At 69.4% G+C, this 14,476-nt stretch carries 14 protein-coding genes; 9 read left to right on the forward strand and 5 right to left on the reverse strand.

Going from position 1 to position 14,476, the window contains the following annotated elements:
• Window positions 1-143: 143 nt before the first annotated feature.
• Genes urtB through KBY66_RS05045 form a run of 5 tightly spaced genes read left to right on the forward strand, consistent with a single transcriptional unit; the run spans window position 144 to window position 5,313 of the window.
• Complete coding sequence (urtB, locus tag KBY66_RS05025) at window positions 144-1,301, forward strand: urea ABC transporter permease subunit UrtB (RefSeq protein ID WP_255088119.1); 1,158 nt, start codon at window positions 144-146, stop codon at window positions 1,299-1,301.
• Between the two features lie 3 nt (window positions 1,302-1,304).
• On the forward strand, window positions 1,305-2,438 hold the full coding sequence (gene urtC / locus KBY66_RS05030) for an urea ABC transporter permease subunit UrtC (protein ID WP_255088120.1): 1,134 nt from the start codon (window positions 1,305-1,307) through the stop codon (window positions 2,436-2,438).
• Entirely contained in the window at window positions 2,435-3,232 is a 798-nt protein-coding gene (gene urtD, locus KBY66_RS05035; RefSeq protein WP_255088121.1) for an urea ABC transporter ATP-binding protein UrtD, read from the forward strand. The genes urtC and urtD overlap by 4 nt, the downstream gene beginning before the upstream one ends.
• Window positions 3,229-3,987, forward strand: coding sequence for an urea ABC transporter ATP-binding subunit UrtE (gene urtE / locus KBY66_RS05040; RefSeq protein WP_255088122.1), 759 nt, complete (start codon window positions 3,229-3,231; stop codon window positions 3,985-3,987). Before urtD ends, urtE begins: the two co-directional genes overlap by 4 nt.
• 12 nt (window positions 3,988-3,999) lie before the next feature.
• The gene (locus tag KBY66_RS05045) at window positions 4,000-5,313 is read left to right on the forward strand and encodes a chloride channel protein (RefSeq protein WP_255088123.1); all 1,314 of its coding nucleotides are present in this window, start codon (window positions 4,000-4,002) and stop codon (window positions 5,311-5,313) included.
• Here the strand turns inward: KBY66_RS05045 and KBY66_RS05050 are convergent.
• The 3 genes from KBY66_RS05050 to queC all read right to left on the reverse strand — a co-directional run bounded on the left by KBY66_RS05050 (window position 5,237) and on the right by queC (window position 8,225).
• Complete coding sequence (locus KBY66_RS05050) at window positions 5,237-6,094, reverse strand: aminotransferase class IV (protein ID WP_255088124.1); 858 nt, start codon at window positions 6,092-6,094, stop codon at window positions 5,237-5,239. The genes KBY66_RS05045 and KBY66_RS05050 overlap by 77 nt on opposite strands.
• Entirely contained in the window at window positions 6,091-7,401 is a 1,311-nt protein-coding gene (locus KBY66_RS05055) for an anthranilate synthase component I family protein (RefSeq protein WP_255088125.1), read from the reverse strand. The genes KBY66_RS05050 and KBY66_RS05055 overlap by 4 nt, the downstream gene beginning before the upstream one ends.
• 83 nt (window positions 7,402-7,484) lie before the next feature.
• The gene (queC, locus tag KBY66_RS05060) at window positions 7,485-8,225 is read right to left on the reverse strand and encodes a 7-cyano-7-deazaguanine synthase QueC (RefSeq protein WP_399224865.1); all 741 of its coding nucleotides are present in this window, start codon (window positions 8,223-8,225) and stop codon (window positions 7,485-7,487) included.
• An 18-nt stretch (window positions 8,226-8,243) separates the two neighbouring features.
• Here queC and KBY66_RS05065 point away from each other — a divergent pair, with 18 nt between their 5' ends.
• A complete protein-coding gene (locus KBY66_RS05065) occupies window positions 8,244-8,780 on the forward strand; it encodes an ecotin (protein WP_255088127.1) in 537 nt (178 codons plus the stop codon).
• Between the two features lie 39 nt (window positions 8,781-8,819).
• On the opposite strand, the gene KBY66_RS05070 is transcribed toward KBY66_RS05065, so the two are convergent.
• Together KBY66_RS05070 and KBY66_RS05075 are read right to left on the reverse strand one after the other, a co-directional pair.
• Window positions 8,820-10,913: a serine/threonine protein kinase gene (locus KBY66_RS05070; RefSeq protein ID WP_255088128.1), complete on the reverse strand. Its 2,094-nt coding sequence runs from the start codon at window positions 10,911-10,913 to the stop codon at window positions 8,820-8,822.
• Entirely contained in the window at window positions 10,913-11,932 is a 1,020-nt protein-coding gene (locus KBY66_RS05075; RefSeq protein WP_255088163.1) for a cysteine synthase A, read from the reverse strand. The genes KBY66_RS05070 and KBY66_RS05075 overlap by 1 nt, the downstream gene beginning before the upstream one ends.
• A 100-nt stretch (window positions 11,933-12,032) precedes the next feature.
• On the opposite strand from KBY66_RS05075, the gene egtB reads away from it, so the two are divergent.
• The 3 genes from egtB to KBY66_RS05090 are packed head-to-tail and all read left to right on the forward strand — an operon-like array spanning window position 12,033 to window position 14,466.
• Window positions 12,033-13,271 carry an ergothioneine biosynthesis protein EgtB gene (egtB, locus tag KBY66_RS05080; protein ID WP_255088129.1) on the forward strand — a complete coding sequence of 413 codons (1,239 nt, stop codon included), beginning with the start codon at window positions 12,033-12,035 and terminating at the stop codon, window positions 13,269-13,271.
• Window positions 13,268-14,245, forward strand: coding sequence for an L-histidine N(alpha)-methyltransferase (gene egtD, locus KBY66_RS05085; protein WP_255088130.1), 978 nt, complete (start codon window positions 13,268-13,270; stop codon window positions 14,243-14,245). Before egtB ends, egtD begins: the two co-directional genes overlap by 4 nt.
• A complete protein-coding gene (locus KBY66_RS05090) occupies window positions 14,242-14,466 on the forward strand; it encodes a hercynine metabolism small protein (protein ID WP_255088131.1) in 225 nt (74 codons plus the stop codon). The genes egtD and KBY66_RS05090 overlap by 4 nt, the downstream gene beginning before the upstream one ends.
• The last annotated feature ends 10 nt before the right edge of the window (window positions 14,467-14,476 follow it).

Here is a 14,476-nt window from a genome sequence, read left to right on the forward strand (position 1 = left end):
GCCCTGATCGTTCGGGAAGGTGGCCACCCTTTCGGTGGTGGGCACCTTTTCCAGCCTTGCCGCGCTCTGATTTCAGGCGCGGCTTCCTTTTCATTCAGCTTTCTTCAGCCCGTTTCCCCCTAGCCCGTCCCCGACGGGACGCCATGGATCTTCTCTACGAAACACTCTTCAACGGCCTGGCGATCGGCTCGGTCCTCGTGCTCGCCGCCCTGGGCCTTGCGGTGGTGTTTGGCCTGATGGGCGTGATCAACATGGCCCATGGCGAGTTGATGATGCTGGGGGCCTACACCACCTATGTGGTGCAGAACCTGTTCAAGGAGGGGCCGCTCGAAGCCCTCTTTCCGATCTACATCCTGGTGGCGATCCCCCTGGCTTTCCTGGTCAGCGGACTGGCTGGTCTGCTGCTGGAGAAAACCGTGATTCGCCGCCTCTATGGCCGGCCACTCGAAACCCTGCTCGCCACCTGGGGGGTCAGCCTGATCCTTCAGCAATTCGTACGCTCGGTGTCGAGCGCCTTCATGGTTGGCCTGTTGCTGGCGGTGGCCCTCGGCGTTCTGTTTCCTTTGTTCAGCCCGAAGGGCCTCTGGCAGCAGCGCTGGACCCCGATCCTCGGGGTGATGAGCTGGCTGGTGGCCGGCCTGATCGGGGTGGCCACAGCTTCCGCCCTCGGCGCCAACCGTGCCCTTGATCAACCCTGGTTCAGTGCCCGCAACCTCGAGGTGAGTGCCCCCGGCTGGTTGCGCGGCGCCATTGACTTCGGCGGGGTGACGATGCCGACAGCCCGGCTTTTCATCATTGCCCTCAGCCTGCTGGCCCTGCTGGCGGTCAACTGGTTTCTGCAGAAGAGCGTCTGGGGCATCCGCATCCGCGCCGTTACCCAGAACCGGCCAATGAGCGATTGCCTCGGCATTCCCACCCAGACCGTGGATGCCCTCACCTTCCTGGTGGGCTCCGGCCTCGCCGGGGTGGCCGGGGTGGCCGTGACCCTGCTGGGGTCGGTCGGGCCGAACCTGGGTGGCAATTACATCGTGGATTGCTTCATGGTGGTGGTGCTCGGCGGGGTCGGCAAGCTGCTCGGCACCGTGGTCGCCGCCCTCAGCATCGGCGTGCTGAGCTACGTGATCGGCTCCGGTTCCCTGCTGCTGGTCTGGCCGGGGATGCCGGCGGGGATGAATGAGCTGATCACCTTCTTCGCCACCACCTCGATGGCCAAGGTGCTGGTGTTCATCCTGATCGTGGTGTTCCTGCAATTCAAGCCCGCCGGTCTGTTCCCTCCCAAGGGACGCCTGGTGGAGGCCTGATTCATGACCGCTTCCTCCCCATCGCCGCTTCGCCGCTGGTTGCCCTGGGTGCTGATCGTGGCCGCCGGCCTGATCCTGCCGATCGTGCTTCCACCCTTCCGCCTCAACCTGCTGGGACGGTTCCTTTCCCTGGGCATCGTGGCCCTGGGCATCGATCTGATCTGGGGGTTCACCGGCATGCTGAGCCTCGGCCAGGGGATCTTCTTCGCCCTGGGCGGCTACGCGATCGGCATGTTTCTGAGCCTCGACAACCTCGAGCCAGGCAAACTGCCGGAATTCTTCGATCTCTATGGCGTCAAGGAGTTGCCCGGCTTCTGGCAACCGTTCGCCTCGCCGCTGTTCACCTTTTTCGCGATCTGGGTGATTCCTGCCGTGGTGGCTGGGTTGCTGGGCTTTCTGGTGTTCCGCAACCGGATCAAGGGGGTCTATTTCTCGATCCTCACCCAGGCGGCGCTGCTGGTGTTCTTCAATTTCTTCAACGGCCAGCAGAAGTTGATCAATGGCACCAACGGCCTAAAGACCGACACCGCGCGGATTTTCGGTGAACTGGTGGGCTCCGATCTCATGCAGCGCTATCTGTTCGTCATCACTGTGGTTCTGACCGTTGGAGCCTGGTTACTCTGCCGCTGGCTCACCACCGGCCGTTTCGGCGATGCCCTGATCGCCATCCGCGACGACGAACCAAGGATGCGGTTCACCGGTTACAACCCCACCACCTACAAAACCCTGGTTTTTGCAGTGGCCGGCGGCCTGGCCGGGGTCAGTGGCGCCCTCTACACCGTTCAATCCGGCATCATCTCTCCCCAGTTCATGGCGGTGCCCTTTTCAATCGAGATGGTGATCTGGGTGGCCGTCGGAGGCCGGGGCACCCTGATCGGGGCGGTGCTCGGGGCGGTGGTGATCAACTACGCCAAGAGCCTGGTCAGCGAGCAACTGCCGGAAACCTGGCTGTTCATTCAGGGGGGCTTGTTCCTTCTTGTGGTCACGGCCCTGCCCGATGGCCTGGTGGGCTGGTGGAGGCTGGGCGGCCCGGCCAAGCTGCAGGCGATGGTGGGTTGGCCGCCCCGCACGGCCACCTATCCCTCCCTCGACCTCGATCCAGCCCTGCGCTCCGAACAGGGCGAGGGGAAACCATGAGCAGCCGATCCGCCCCCAGTGCTGACCAACCCCTGCTGGAGCTCCGTTCGGTGAGCGTCAGCTTCGATGGCTTCTGGGCCCTCAACGACCTTAATCTGGTCCTGGCCCCTGGCGAATTGCGGGCGGTGATCGGTCCGAATGGCGCAGGAAAAACCACCTTCCTCGATGTGATCACCGGCAAGGTGAAACCCACCAAAGGGGATGTGATGTTTCGCGGCCGATCGCTGGTGGGTACCGCCGAGCACCGGATCGCCCGGCTGGGGATCGGCCGCAAATTCCAGACCCCGCGGGTGTATCAGAACCTCACCCCCCGCCGCAACCTGGAGTTGGCGGTGAGTGGCAATCCCTCCCCCTTCCATCTCCTGTTCGGAGGGCTGGAGTCCCCAGCCCGCGAGCGGGTTCAGCACTTGCTCGGGGTGGTGGGTCTGGAGCCCTTTTCCAACCAGCCAGCCGGCGGCCTGTCCCACGGCCAGAAGCAATGGCTGGAGATCGCCATGCTGGTGGCCCAGGATCCCGATCTGCTACTGGTGGACGAGCCGGTGGCCGGCCTCACCGATGAGGAAACCGGCCGCACGGCAGATCTGCTCAAACAACTCTCCGGCGATCACACCGTGCTGGTGATCGAGCACGACATGGATTTCATCCGCCAACTTGATTCCCAGGTCACGGTGTTGCACGAGGGCCACGTGCTCTGCGAGGGGCCGATGGATGAGGTGCAGAGCGATCCGCGGGTGATCGAGGTGTATCTCGGCGTTGAAACCGACGATCTCGACAGCGTGGAGAACATCGCATGACGACCACGACCGCGCCCATTTCCCCGCCACGCACCAGCAGTGACGCCGGCAATCAGCTGACCCTGCGGGGCCTCAATGTTTTCTACGGCGAAAGCCACATCCTTCGCGATGTGGACCTGAGCGTGAAGCCCGCCCAGATGGTCTGCCTGATCGGCCTCAACGGCGTGGGCAAAACCACCATGCTCAAAACGGTGATCGGTCTGCTGCGCCAGCGCAGTGGCTCCGTGCAGATCGGCGAGCGGGACCTCTCCTCCCTGCCGCCCCACCAACGGGCCCGGGCCGGCATCGGCTACGTGCCCCAGGGCCGCGAGATCATCCCCCAGCTCACGGTGCGCGAGAACTTGCTGCTGGGTCTGGAGGCCCTGCCGGGGGGGCTCACCCGCAACCGCCACATCGATCCCGTGGTGTTCGAGCTCTTCCCGGTGCTGGAGAAGTTTCTGGCCCGCCGCGGCGGCGACCTCAGCGGTGGCCAGCAGCAGCAACTGGCGATCGCCCGGGCGCTGCTGGGCAAACCGAAGGTGCTGCTGCTCGATGAACCCACCGAGGGGATCCAGCCATCGGTGGTGCTCGACATCGAGCGCGCCGTCAAACGGATCATCGCCACCACCGGCATCAGCGTGCTGCTGGTGGAGCACCACCTCCACTTCGTGCGCCAGTCCGACTGGTACTACGCCATGCAGAAAGGGGGGATCGTGGCCAGCGGCCCCACCAAGGATCTGAGCAAGGACATGATTCACCGGTTCCTGAGCGTCTGAGCGTCTGCCGCGATGGGCTGGCTCCTGCTTCTCAGCCTGCTGCTGATCGCCCCCTTGCTGGGCCTGATCTCCCAGCCCTACCAGTGGCTCTCGGAGCTTGGCTTCCGGCTGCAGGCGCTCTGGCCCCTCGGCAGCGGCGAGCCCCTGCGGCCCCTGCTGCCGCTCGCGCCGCTGCTGGGCACCTGGGTGCTGGTGGGGCTGGCAAGCGGCCCGCTGCGGCAGGGGGTGGGCGGCGGGGTCACCCCCGTGCTGGCCCTCCAGGAGGCCCCCACGGACGAGGCCGCCGCCACCGGGCTGGCCCGGCTCAGCCTCAGAACCCAGATGATCCGCCTTCCCCTGCTGGCGCTCACCCATCTGGCCGGACTGACGGTGGGGATCGAATCCCCATCGGCGGCCCTGGGCGCCAGCCTGGTGCTGGCGGCCCGCCAAAAGCTCCTGCCCCTGCAGGCCCTGCCCGCTCCCCTGCTGGCGGCGGCGGGAGGCGGGGCCGGGCTGGGGGTGGCGTTCCAGTCGGCCCTGCTGGGGGTGGCCTATGCCGTGGAGGAGCTCAGTGGCCGCCTCTCGTTTCCCCTGGTGAGCAGCTGCCTGATTCTCGGGAGTGTGGGAACCCTCTTCGCCTCGGGCCTCGGCGCCCCGGCGATGGATCTGCTGCCGATTCGAGCGGGCGTTCCGCCAGGGGCGCTCTGGCCGGGCCTCACCGCGCTGTGCCTGGTCGGCGGCCTGCTGGGGGGCCTGTTCGTGCGGCTGCTCGCCTGGGCATCCATAAAGGTGGGGCAAGGGCTGCAACGGCGGCGCCTGCCGGTGGCCCTGGGCTTGGGTCTGGCGATCACCGCCCTGGCGGTGGTGAGCGGCGGCTGGAGCCTCAACGACGGCCAGCTGCTGATGGTGCACCAGGTGCAGGGCAGCGACGCCCCGGTGCCGCTCTGGGTGCTGCTGCCGAGGGGCCTGGCGGCCCTGCTCAGCCTCAGCATGGGGGCCCCCGGCGGCCTCATCCACGACACGATGTCGTTGGGGGCCCTGCTGGCCTCTCCTTGGTTGGAAGAGCTGGGCGGCGTGGAGCGTTCGACCCTGGTGCTGGGCGGCGCGGTGGCGCTGTTCAGCGGTGCCTGCCGCACGCCGTTGTTCTGCAGCCTGTTCGTGGTGCGAATCAGCGGCGATGCCAGCCTGCTGCCGGTGCTGCTGCTGGTGGCGGCCGTCGCGGCCGTGATCGGCAGCTGGCTGGCGCCGGCCACCTGGAACGAGGTGCAGCTCAGCCGTTTTCTTGCAGTGAACGCCAGAACCGCAGAGGATCGCTCCCCAGCGGCAGGTTCCGTCCCCCCAGGCTGACGACCGGCCGGCAGCCCAGGCTGTTGACCAGCTTGGCGGCGCCGAGATCGCCTGGCTCAAGGGCCGCTTCCTCGGCCAGGCCGAGTTCCAGGGCCCGGCCGCGCATCACCCCCGGCAGGCAGCCGCTGGCCAACGGCGGCGTCAGCCAGGTTCCAGCCCGCTGCACCAGCAGGTTGGCGCTGGTGCCGCAGCAGAGACCACCGGCGGTGCTGAGCAGCAGGGCATCGTCGGCGCCGGCGGCGCGGGCCTCCCGGCGCGCCTGCACCATGGGTCCGTAGGCGAAGGTCTTGCAGCGGCTCAGCAGGCTGGCGGCATTGCGCCGTTCACTGGCGCTCACGATCAGGCGCACCGGCTCGAAGCAGGGCACAGCGGCGCTGAGCTGGAGCCAGAACCGGGGTCGAAGGGGGGGGGCATCCGGTCCGGGCAGATCGAGGCCGCGGCCACCGCCAAAGCCCCGGCTCCAGTTGAGTCGCAGGGCGCCGGTGGTGATGGCGCTGCGCCGCACCGCTTCAGCAAGCAAGGGCTCCAGCCTGGCCCGATCGGGCGGCGGCTCCATGCCCAGCAGCGCCGCGCTGGCGCGCCAGCGGTCCAGATGCTCCCTGAGCAGCCGCGGCTGGCCCCCTTCCACCAGCACCGTTTCGAACAGGCCATCGGCGAGCAGCAGGCCCCGATCGGCCAGGGGAAGGCCCAGATCCGCCGGTGAACCCCACTGCCCCGGGCCTTCAGCCCCGCTGTTGGCGTCTGGAGCGGCAGGGCCGGCGATCCAGGCGATCGCGTTCATGCCAGGGCCTCCAACAGGGGCTGGAGCTTCCAGCCCAGCTCCTCGGCCTCACCGGCCGGATCCGAGTCGGCGACGATGCCGCAGCCGGCATGGGCCCGCAACCGCCGGCCCTGCAGCATCACGCTGCGGATCAGCAGGTTGCTGTCGAAGCTGTCATCGGCCCCAAAGCGAAACAGGGAGCCGCAGTAGGGCCCGCGCGCGAGGGGTTCCAGTTCGCCCAGGCGCTGGCAGGCCCGGATCTTGGGGGCGCCGCTGATCGAGCCGCCCGGCCAGCAGGCCCGCAGCAGTTCCACCACGGTGCGGTCGGCGCGCAGCTGGCCCTCAACCACGGAGGTGAGGTGGTGCACCTGCCGGTAGCTCTCCAGCCCCACCAGCTGGGGCACCTGGATGGAGCCCGGCACGCAGACCCGGCCCAGGTCGTTGCGGAGCAGGTCCACGATCATCACGTTCTCGGCCCGGTCCTTGGGGCTGGTGATCAGGGCAGCGGCGGCGGCGGCATCGGCCTCAGGATCGCCGTGGCGGGGGCGGGTGCCCTTGATCGGCCTGGTTTCGATGCGGCCATCCGGACTCACCCTCAGGAAGCGCTCCGGCGAGGCGCAAAGCACAGCGGCGTCACCGGCCACCACCAGGCCGCCGAAGGGGGCGGGGCAGTGCAGGCGCAGGCGTTGGTAGAGCGCCAGGGGATCGGGCGGCTCCGGCAGCAGCACCTCGCAGCAGGCGGTGAGGTTGGCCTGGAACAGGTCGCCGGCGGCGATGCGCTCCAGCAGCTGCTCCACCTGGGCGGCGAAGGTGGCGCCGCTGGTGTGCCAGTGCCAAAGGGCTGGATCGATCGGCTGACCCGGCGGTTCGGGGGGAGCCTGCTGGGGGCTCAAGTCCGCCACCAGATCGGCCCAGGCGCTGAGCCGGGCGGGGTCGTCGCCACCCAGCCAGAGGCGGCGATAGGTCAGATCGAAGCGCAGCAGCGGGTCGTAGCGGGCAGCCCAGAGGGTGGGCAGTTCAGGGTGATGCCAGCGGCCTCCGGGCTCAACCCAGGCGCCTGCTTCATAGGCCAGCCAACCGAGCCAGGCCCCGCCACGGCGCTGCAGATCATCGAGGGCCAGAAAGGGATCGCGGGCGCCAGGGCTGCCCGGTAGGCCCCGACAGACCACCACCTCGCGGGGATCGGCGCCCAGGAAGGCGGTGGCACCGAGTGGGCTGCCATCGCCGTCGAGCCAGGCGAGGCCATTGGTCCCGAAGTGTGCAGTCAGGGCCTTGGCGACGGTCCAGGGCTCCCGCCAGGGCAGTTCTCGGCTCTGAACGGCGGCCATGCCCTGCTTCCGATGCTGTTGGCAGGGCTGGTTCTAACCGCTTCAGCCGCAGGCGCGAAGCGGGAGAAGCAAAAGAGGCAAGGTCACCTGTTTGGCCCCATCATTTGGCCCCAGGGGCTGACCAGATCGATACGGCCGGCCTCCTTCAGTGCCGCGTCGCGGATGCGGCAGCTGTCGCAGCGGCCGCAGGGCTGCTCGCCGCCGGCGTAGCAGCTCCAGGTGGCGCCGATCGGCACCCCCAGCCACAGCGCTTCCTGCACGATTCGGGTTTTGCTCCACTCCACCAGCGGGGCCCAGAGCTTGGCACCATGGCCCTCGCGGCCGCTTTTGCTGGCCAGATCAGCCAGCTGCTGATAGGCGGCGAGGTAATCAGGGCGGCAGTCGGGGTAGCCGGAGTAGTCGACGGCGTTCACCCCCAGCACCAGCCGCTCGGCGCCGCGGGCTTCGGCCAGGCTCAGGCCCAGGGCGATGAAAACGGTGTTGCGGCCCGGCACATAGGTGGAGGGGATCAACCCCTCCACCACGCCGGAGACGGGCACGCTTTGGGCCGCATCGGTGAGCGAGGAGCCTCCCCAGGCCGCCAGGTTCACCCCGATCGTGTGGTGCTCCGCCAGGCCCAGGGCCGCGGCCACGGTGGCGGCGGCCTCCAGCTCCCGGCGGTGCCTCTGGCCGTAGTCGAACGACAGCCCGATCACCCGGTGGCCCGCCTCGATCGCCAGGGCGGCGGCGGTGGCTGAATCCAGGCCGCCGGAGAGAAGGGCGATGGCGGTGGGTTGGGAGGCTTCGGTCAACGGTGGGCGGTGCGAAGCAGGACCTGGATCCATTCTGTTCCCCGCCGGGGCATGATTCCAGCCGTCTTTGTGGAGTGGTCGATGGCCTGGCGTTGGCTGCTGGTGGCAGGTTGGCTCGGAGCGGCACCCGCCGCCGGGGCGATTCCCCGGCTCGATCTCAAGCCCTATCCGCAGCCAACGGCCGGCGAGCAGCGCTGGGTGATTCAGCTCCCCGGCGTTCTGCCGCCATCGGTGGATCCCACCCTTTCCCGAAATCCCGGCGATTGGCGGGTGGAGCTGACCGTGGGCAAGGAGGTCAAGGTCGACTGCAACCTCCATCGCTTCGGCGGCCGGCTCCAGAGCGAGCCCGCCAAGGGGTGGGGGTACACAGTGTTTCGCCTGGTGGATCCCGGGCCGATGGTTTCCACCCTCATGGCCTGCCCGCCGGGCGAACCGCTGGGCAGCCGCTTCGTTCAGGTCGGCGGCGAGCCCTTCCTGCTGCCCTACAACGCCAGCCTGCCGTTGGTGGTGTACACCCCGAAGGGTTTTGAGCTGCGCTGGCGACTGTGGAAGGCGGAAAGCGGCCAACGAGCCGCTGAGCGCCGCTGAGGGCCGGGATGCCGGCCCCCGCGACCAATCAGCGGCGGCTCACTCCCGCGGAGCACTGGGCGGGGCAGGCGGAGCGGCGGGAGCGGCTGGCACCGGTGGCGCTGGCGGCACAGGGACCTGGGGCTGCTCCTCCCGCGGGGCAGGCGAAGCGGCGGGAGGGGGCGTTTGCGGTTCGGCCGTGGCTCCCGGTGCCACCTCCACCGGCGCGCCCGCCGGGTCCGGCGGCGGCGCATCCGCCCGCAGCGACAGCGTGATCATCGCGGGTGCTACCCCATCGTTGCTGACCAGGAGTTGCACCTGGGAACCCTCCAGCTTGCCGAGGGTCACCACCCGCAACGGACCTTTCGACTCCAGCAGGGCACCGCTGGAGTCGTAGACGCTCATCTGCATCAGCGGCGAGCCGTTCACCCCCAGGGCCAGCCGATAGCCGGGCGGCACGCGGATCGGGAAGAGGCGGGCTCCGCCGGCCTCGATCTGGGCCGAAACCACCCGCGCCACCCCTGGCGCCGCCTCGATCGATTCGATCCGCAGGTTCTGCAGGCTCTGCTGGGCGGCGGCATACCAGAGCTGCCGCAGGGGCTCGGGGGGGATGTCCTGGCCGGAGCGGCCCGGCAGCAGGGCCTGGGCGTTGCCCGACACCAGCTGACGCAGCACGGCCGGACTCAGGCCCTGGGCCGCCAGGCGACGCTGCTGGGCCTCCCAGTCGGCCGCAGTGAAATCACCGAGCCTGCTGCGCAACGCCAGCGGCAGGGCCTCCACCCGCGCCAGCCATTCCTCGGCCAGCTCGTTCCACACCTTGCGGAAGGGGGCATCCTCGAGCGAGTCGCCCGGCAGGCGCCCGCCCCGCTCGGGATACTGGGCGAGCAGGCTGGCATCCACAAGCTTCAGGAACCAGCCCCGGTTCACCTGCAGGGCCCTGAGGCGATTGAGGAGCTGTTGCCGTTGGTCCACCTCCGCCGGTGGAAGGCTGGCGGGGAGCTGCAGCGATGCTTCCGTCGGCGAGGACGCCGGGGCCTTGCTGCGGCCCAGCAACCACCAGCCCAGGCTGATCCCCACCACGGCGGAGAGCACTAGAGCCACCACCAGCGGCCAGAGGCGCCCCTCCACGGCTTCCTCCTTGTCCTGCTGGCGGGTTCGCGGCGGCAGCCGGGGGGGCTGGGGCGGTGGGGGAGCCTGCGGGTCAGGCTCCAGCCGGGGCAACTCCAATGGCTGGGGCTGGGGTGCCTGTGGCGAGGATGCCTGGGCGGGCAGTGTTGGCGGGTCGGGAGGCGAAGGCTCCAGCGCCGTGGGAACCAGCACCACCGTGCGGTCGGCGCGGGGCACCGGTCCGGTGCTCTCCGGCATCGGAAGCTGCTGGAAGGCTTCAAGGGCCTGGCTCGCCGACGCGAACCTGCGGCTGGGATCGGCGCTGATCAGCCGTTCGAGTGCGGCTTTCAACGGAGGGTCGAGGGCCAGCCCCGCCGGCCACCGCCAGGCCAGGCTGCCCGGATCCAGCAGCTGGGCGGGCTCCTCGCCGCTGAGCATCACCAGCGCCACCACCCCCAGGCTGTAGAGATCCATCCAGGGCTGGGCGGTTTCGCCGCGAGCCAGCTCCGGTGGGGCATAACCGGGGGTGCCGCCGGCTGCGGCACTGGACTGGGCGCGGGTCAGGCCGAAATCCAGCAGCACCGGCAGGCCGTCCCGGTCGCGGCGCAGCAGGTTGGCGGGGCTGAGATCGCCATGCACCAACTCCTGGCCGTGCAGCACCGCCAGGGCTGGCAGCAGCTGGCGCAGCAACAGCAGCACCTCGCCAGCACCAAACACCAGTTGGCGTTCCCGGCGGGCCTCGATCAGGTCCTGGAAGCTGCGGCCCCCCTGCCACTCCCGCACCAGCCAGAGATCGCCGCCGCGGCTGATCACCTCGCCGAAGCGGGGCAGCTGGGGATGCAACACCCCCTGCAGCCGGCTCCAGAGCGCCTGCAGGCCTGGTTGGTCCTGGTCCTGCCCCAGCTGCCGCAACACCATCGGCGCCTCGGCGGCCAGCTGGTCGCTGGCCCGCCAGAGGGTGCCCTGGCTCCCCTGGCCCAGCTCCACCTCAAGGCGATAGCGATCAGCGATCACCACCCCGGGTGCCGCGGCAAGAAGGCTGTCCATCAGGCTCCGCGGCGTGGCTGCGCCAACCCCTTGGCGGCCAGCCACTCGGCGTCGTAGAGGCGGGAGCGATAGCGGTCGCCGCTGTCGCAGAGCACCGTCACGATCGTCTTCCCCGGCCCGAGCCGCCGGGCCGTTTCCACCGCCGCCGCCACGTTGATCCCCACCGAACCGCCCAGGAAAAGGCCCTCCTGCCAGAGCAGGTCGTAGATCGTGTCGAGGGCGCTCTGGTCGTCGATCCGAACGGCGTCGTCGATTGGGGCCCCCTCCAGGTTGGCGGTGACCCGGCTGTTGCCGATCCCCTCGGTGATAGAGCTGCCCTCCGCCTCCAGGCAGCCGGTGGTGGCCCAGCGGTGGAGGGCGCTGCCGTGGGGATCGGCGAGCACGCAGCGCACCGCCGGGCTGCGTTCCTTGAGATACATCGCCACACCGGCATAGGTGCCGCCGGTGCCCGTGGCCGACACCCAGGCGTCCACCCGTCCGCCGCTCTGGGCCCAGATCTCCGGGCCGGTGGTGGCGTAGTGGGCGCGGCGGTTGGCCAGGTTGTCGAACTGGTTGGCCCAGACGGCACCGGGCGTTTCGGCGGCGAGGCGGCCGGAGAGCTTTACGTAGTTGTTCGGATCCCGGTAGGGCACCGCCGGCACCGTGCGCACATCGGCCCCGAGGCTTCGCAGCAGGGCGATCTTCTCGGCCGACTGGGTGTCGGGGATGACGATCAGGCTGCGGTAGCCGCGGGCATTGCAGAGGTGGGTGAGGCCGATGCCGGTGTTGCCGGCGGTTCCCTCCACCACGGTGCCGCCTGGCTGCAGCAGGCCATCGGCCTCCGCCTCCTGCAGGATCCCCAGGGCGGCCCGATCCTTGACCGACCCGCCGGGATTCATGAATTCGGCCTTGCCGAGAATCTCGCAGCCGGTGAGCTCGCTGAGCCGCTGCAACCGAATCAACGGCGTGTTGCCCACGGCCCCCACAAAGCCTTGGCAAATCGTGCCCTGGCAGAGCACTGCTGGCTGGCTGCTGCCCATCTCGCCGGCCCTGTAACAAGTGAACGGACTGCGGGTGATCGTAGGGGCGACGGGACAACCGGCCAGGGCCCCTACGATCGGGGGCAGCGAACGTCTGGCCATGGCCGCCTCCGCCCCGACCGCGGACCTGCTCCTACGGCTAGCAACCACTCGCCGGCGCAGCGAAGCGCTGGTGGCCGGGCTGGAGCCCGAAGACCTTGGCCTGCAGGGCATGGCCGATGCAAGCCCGCCGAAATGGCACCTCGGCCACACCAGCTGGTTCTTTGAAACCTTTCTGCTGGTCCCCCACCTGAGCGGCTATGCCCCGGCCGACAGTCGCTGGGGCTACCTGTTCAATTCCTATTACGACGCGATCGGCGCCCGCCATCCCCGCCCGGAGCGGGGCCTGCTCAGCCGCCCCACGATCGGCGAAGTGATGGCCTGGCGCCACCGGGTCGATGGGGGCCTCGAGGCCCTGCTGGAGCAGCTGGCCCGGTGCACGGAGGCCGAGTCGGCCCCCGTGCTGGCGCTGCTGGAACTGGGTCTGCAGCATGAACAGCAGCACCAGGAGCTGCTGCTGATGGACCTGCTCGACGGGTTCAGCCGCAATCCGCTCGAGCCGATCGCCTTCCCTGGGGCCGAGGGCCCCGAAGACTCCTACCGCCGCAGCCGGGTCGCCGGCTCCCTTCAGTGGGTCGGCGGCCCGGATGGCCTGGTGGAGATCGGCCATGCCGCCGGCGGCTTCCACTTCGACAACGAGGCCCCCCGCCACCGCGTCTGGCTGGAGCCCTACGCCATCGCCAACAGGCTGGTGCGCAACGAAGAGTACGCCGCCTTCATCGCCGACGGCGGCTACCGCCGGCCCGAACTGTGGCTGAGCGAAGGCTGGGAGGCGGTCGAGCGGTACCACTGGCAGGCCCCCCGCTACTGGCGAGGCAGCGGCCCGGCTTCCGCCTGGGAGTGGGAGTTCAGCCTGGCCGGCCGCTGGCCCCTGCACCCGGAGGCTCCGGTGCGGCACCTCAGCTGGTTCGAAGCCGACGCCTATGCCCGCTGGGCCGGCGCCCGCCTGCCGGGCGAGGCTGAATGGGAGGCGGCGAGCCAGCAGGGAGCCGCGATTGAGCAGGTGGGCGGAGTTCTGTGGCAGTGGACCGGCAGCCCCTACCGCCCCTACCCGGGTTTCGTGCCCGTCGCCGGCGCCGTGGGGGAATACAACGGCAAGTTCATGAGTTCGCAGATGGTTCTGCGGGGCAGCAGTTTTCTCACCCCGGCAGGCCACGGGCGTCCCACCTACCGGAATTTCTTCGCGCCAGCCAGCCGCTGGATGGCGGCCGGCCTGCGGCTGGCCAGAGACGTCGCATGAGCACCCGATTTCTGGAACGGCGGGCCACCCTGGTCGATCTCCACCCTGTAGCGGCCGACATGCAGCGCCTGGTGGTGGAAGGCCTCAGCCGCGTCCCGAAACAACTGCCCGCCTGGTTCCTCTACGACGCTGAGGGCTCCAGGTTGTTCGAGGCGATCTGCCGGCAGCCCGAGTACCGCCTCACCGCCATCGAAACAGCTCTGCTGCGGCAGGAGGCGGCCGCGATCGCGGCGGCGATGGGCCCCGGCGTACCGATCGAGTTCGGGGCCGGCAGCGCCCGCAAGGTGTCCCCCCTGCTCGAAGCCCTGGCCCCGCCCGCCTACGTGGCGCTCGACATCAGCGCCAGCCATCTGGCCGAGGCCTGCGAGGCCCTCCAGAGCCGCCATCCGGCCCTGGGCGTGCTGGGCATCTGCTGCGACTACAGCCAGCTGCAGACCCTGCCAGCCCATCCCCTCCTGGAAGGCCAACGGCGGCTCGGTTTCTATCCCGGCAGCTCCCTGGGCAACTTCGATCCCCCCCAGGCCCGGGCGCTGCTGAGCCAGTTCGCCCGCCTGCTGGCCCCCAACGGCTGCCTGCTGATCGGCATCGATCAACCGCGACAGGTGGCCAGCCTGGAGGCCGCCTACAACGACCGGGCCGGCTTCTCCGCCGCCTTTGCCTCCAATCTGCTGGTGCGGCTCAACCGCGACCTCAACGGCAGCTTCGATCCCGGCGCCTTCAGCTACCGGGCCCGCTGGCAGGAGCCCCAGGGCCGCATCGAGATGGCCCTGGTCAGCCAGGGGCGGCAACGGGTGGCGGTGGCAGGGCAAGACTGGAGCTTCGCTGCCGGCGAAGCCTTGATCACCGAATACAGCTACAAGTACGCCCCGGAGGCCTTCACCACCCTGGCGGCCGAGGCGGGCTGGCGGGCCGTGGGGCGCTGGAGCGACCCCGACGCCCACTTCAGCCTCCATCTCCTGGAGCCCCGGCCATGAGCAGGGACGACCAACGGCGGGCGGTGCGCGAGCTGCGCGAAACCCTGATCAGCCAGCTTGAAGCGCTCTACCGACAGGCCTTCGACAGCATCGGCAGCCAGGATCTGGGGGAGGGGGCGATCGCCCGGCTCACCCAGCTGCTGCTCCGCTCCCGCGAAGCTGCGATCACCCCCTTGGAGGAGGAGATCGAAGCCCCCCTGATCACCCGGGCGCCGGAATGAGCAGGTCCCG

The sequence above is a fragment of the Synechococcus sp. Tobar12-5m-g genome (assembly GCF_024345415.1).
GTDB lineage: Bacteria > Cyanobacteriota > Cyanobacteriia > PCC-6307 > Cyanobiaceae > Regnicoccus.

Bases quoted from the DNA above. Each gene is read 5' to 3' on its own strand.
- KBY66_RS05065 (WP_255088127.1), top strand. From the start codon at position 8,244: ATGATTCCAGCCGTCTTTGTGGAGTGGTCGATGGCCTGGCGTTGGCTG.
- urtD (WP_255088121.1), top strand. From the start codon at position 2,435: ATGAGCAGCCGATCCGCCCCCAGTGCTGACCAACCCCTGCTGGAGCTC.
- KBY66_RS05045 (WP_255088123.1), top strand. From the start codon at position 4,000: ATGGGCTGGCTCCTGCTTCTCAGCCTGCTGCTGATCGCCCCCTTGCTG.
- urtE (WP_255088122.1), top strand. From the start codon at position 3,229: ATGACGACCACGACCGCGCCCATTTCCCCGCCACGCACCAGCAGTGAC.
- KBY66_RS05055 (WP_255088125.1), bottom strand. From the start codon at position 7,401: ATGGCCGCCGTTCAGAGCCGAGAACTGCCCTGGCGGGAGCCCTGGACC.
- KBY66_RS05090 (WP_255088131.1), top strand. From the start codon at position 14,242: ATGAGCAGGGACGACCAACGGCGGGCGGTGCGCGAGCTGCGCGAAACC.
- egtD (WP_255088130.1), top strand. From the start codon at position 13,268: ATGAGCACCCGATTTCTGGAACGGCGGGCCACCCTGGTCGATCTCCAC.
- KBY66_RS05050 (WP_255088124.1), bottom strand. From the start codon at position 6,094: ATGAACGCGATCGCCTGGATCGCCGGCCCTGCCGCTCCAGACGCCAAC.
- urtC (WP_255088120.1), top strand. From the start codon at position 1,305: ATGACCGCTTCCTCCCCATCGCCGCTTCGCCGCTGGTTGCCCTGGGTG.
- urtB (WP_255088119.1), top strand. From the start codon at position 144: ATGGATCTTCTCTACGAAACACTCTTCAACGGCCTGGCGATCGGCTCG.
- egtB (WP_255088129.1), top strand. From the start codon at position 12,033: ATGGCCGCCTCCGCCCCGACCGCGGACCTGCTCCTACGGCTAGCAACC.
- KBY66_RS05075 (WP_255088163.1), bottom strand. From the start codon at position 11,932: ATGGGCAGCAGCCAGCCAGCAGTGCTCTGCCAGGGCACGATTTGCCAA.
- queC (WP_399224865.1), bottom strand. From the start codon at position 8,225: ATGGATCCAGGTCCTGCTTCGCACCGCCCACCGTTGACCGAAGCCTCC.
- KBY66_RS05070 (WP_255088128.1), bottom strand. From the start codon at position 10,913: ATGGACAGCCTTCTTGCCGCGGCACCCGGGGTGGTGATCGCTGATCGC.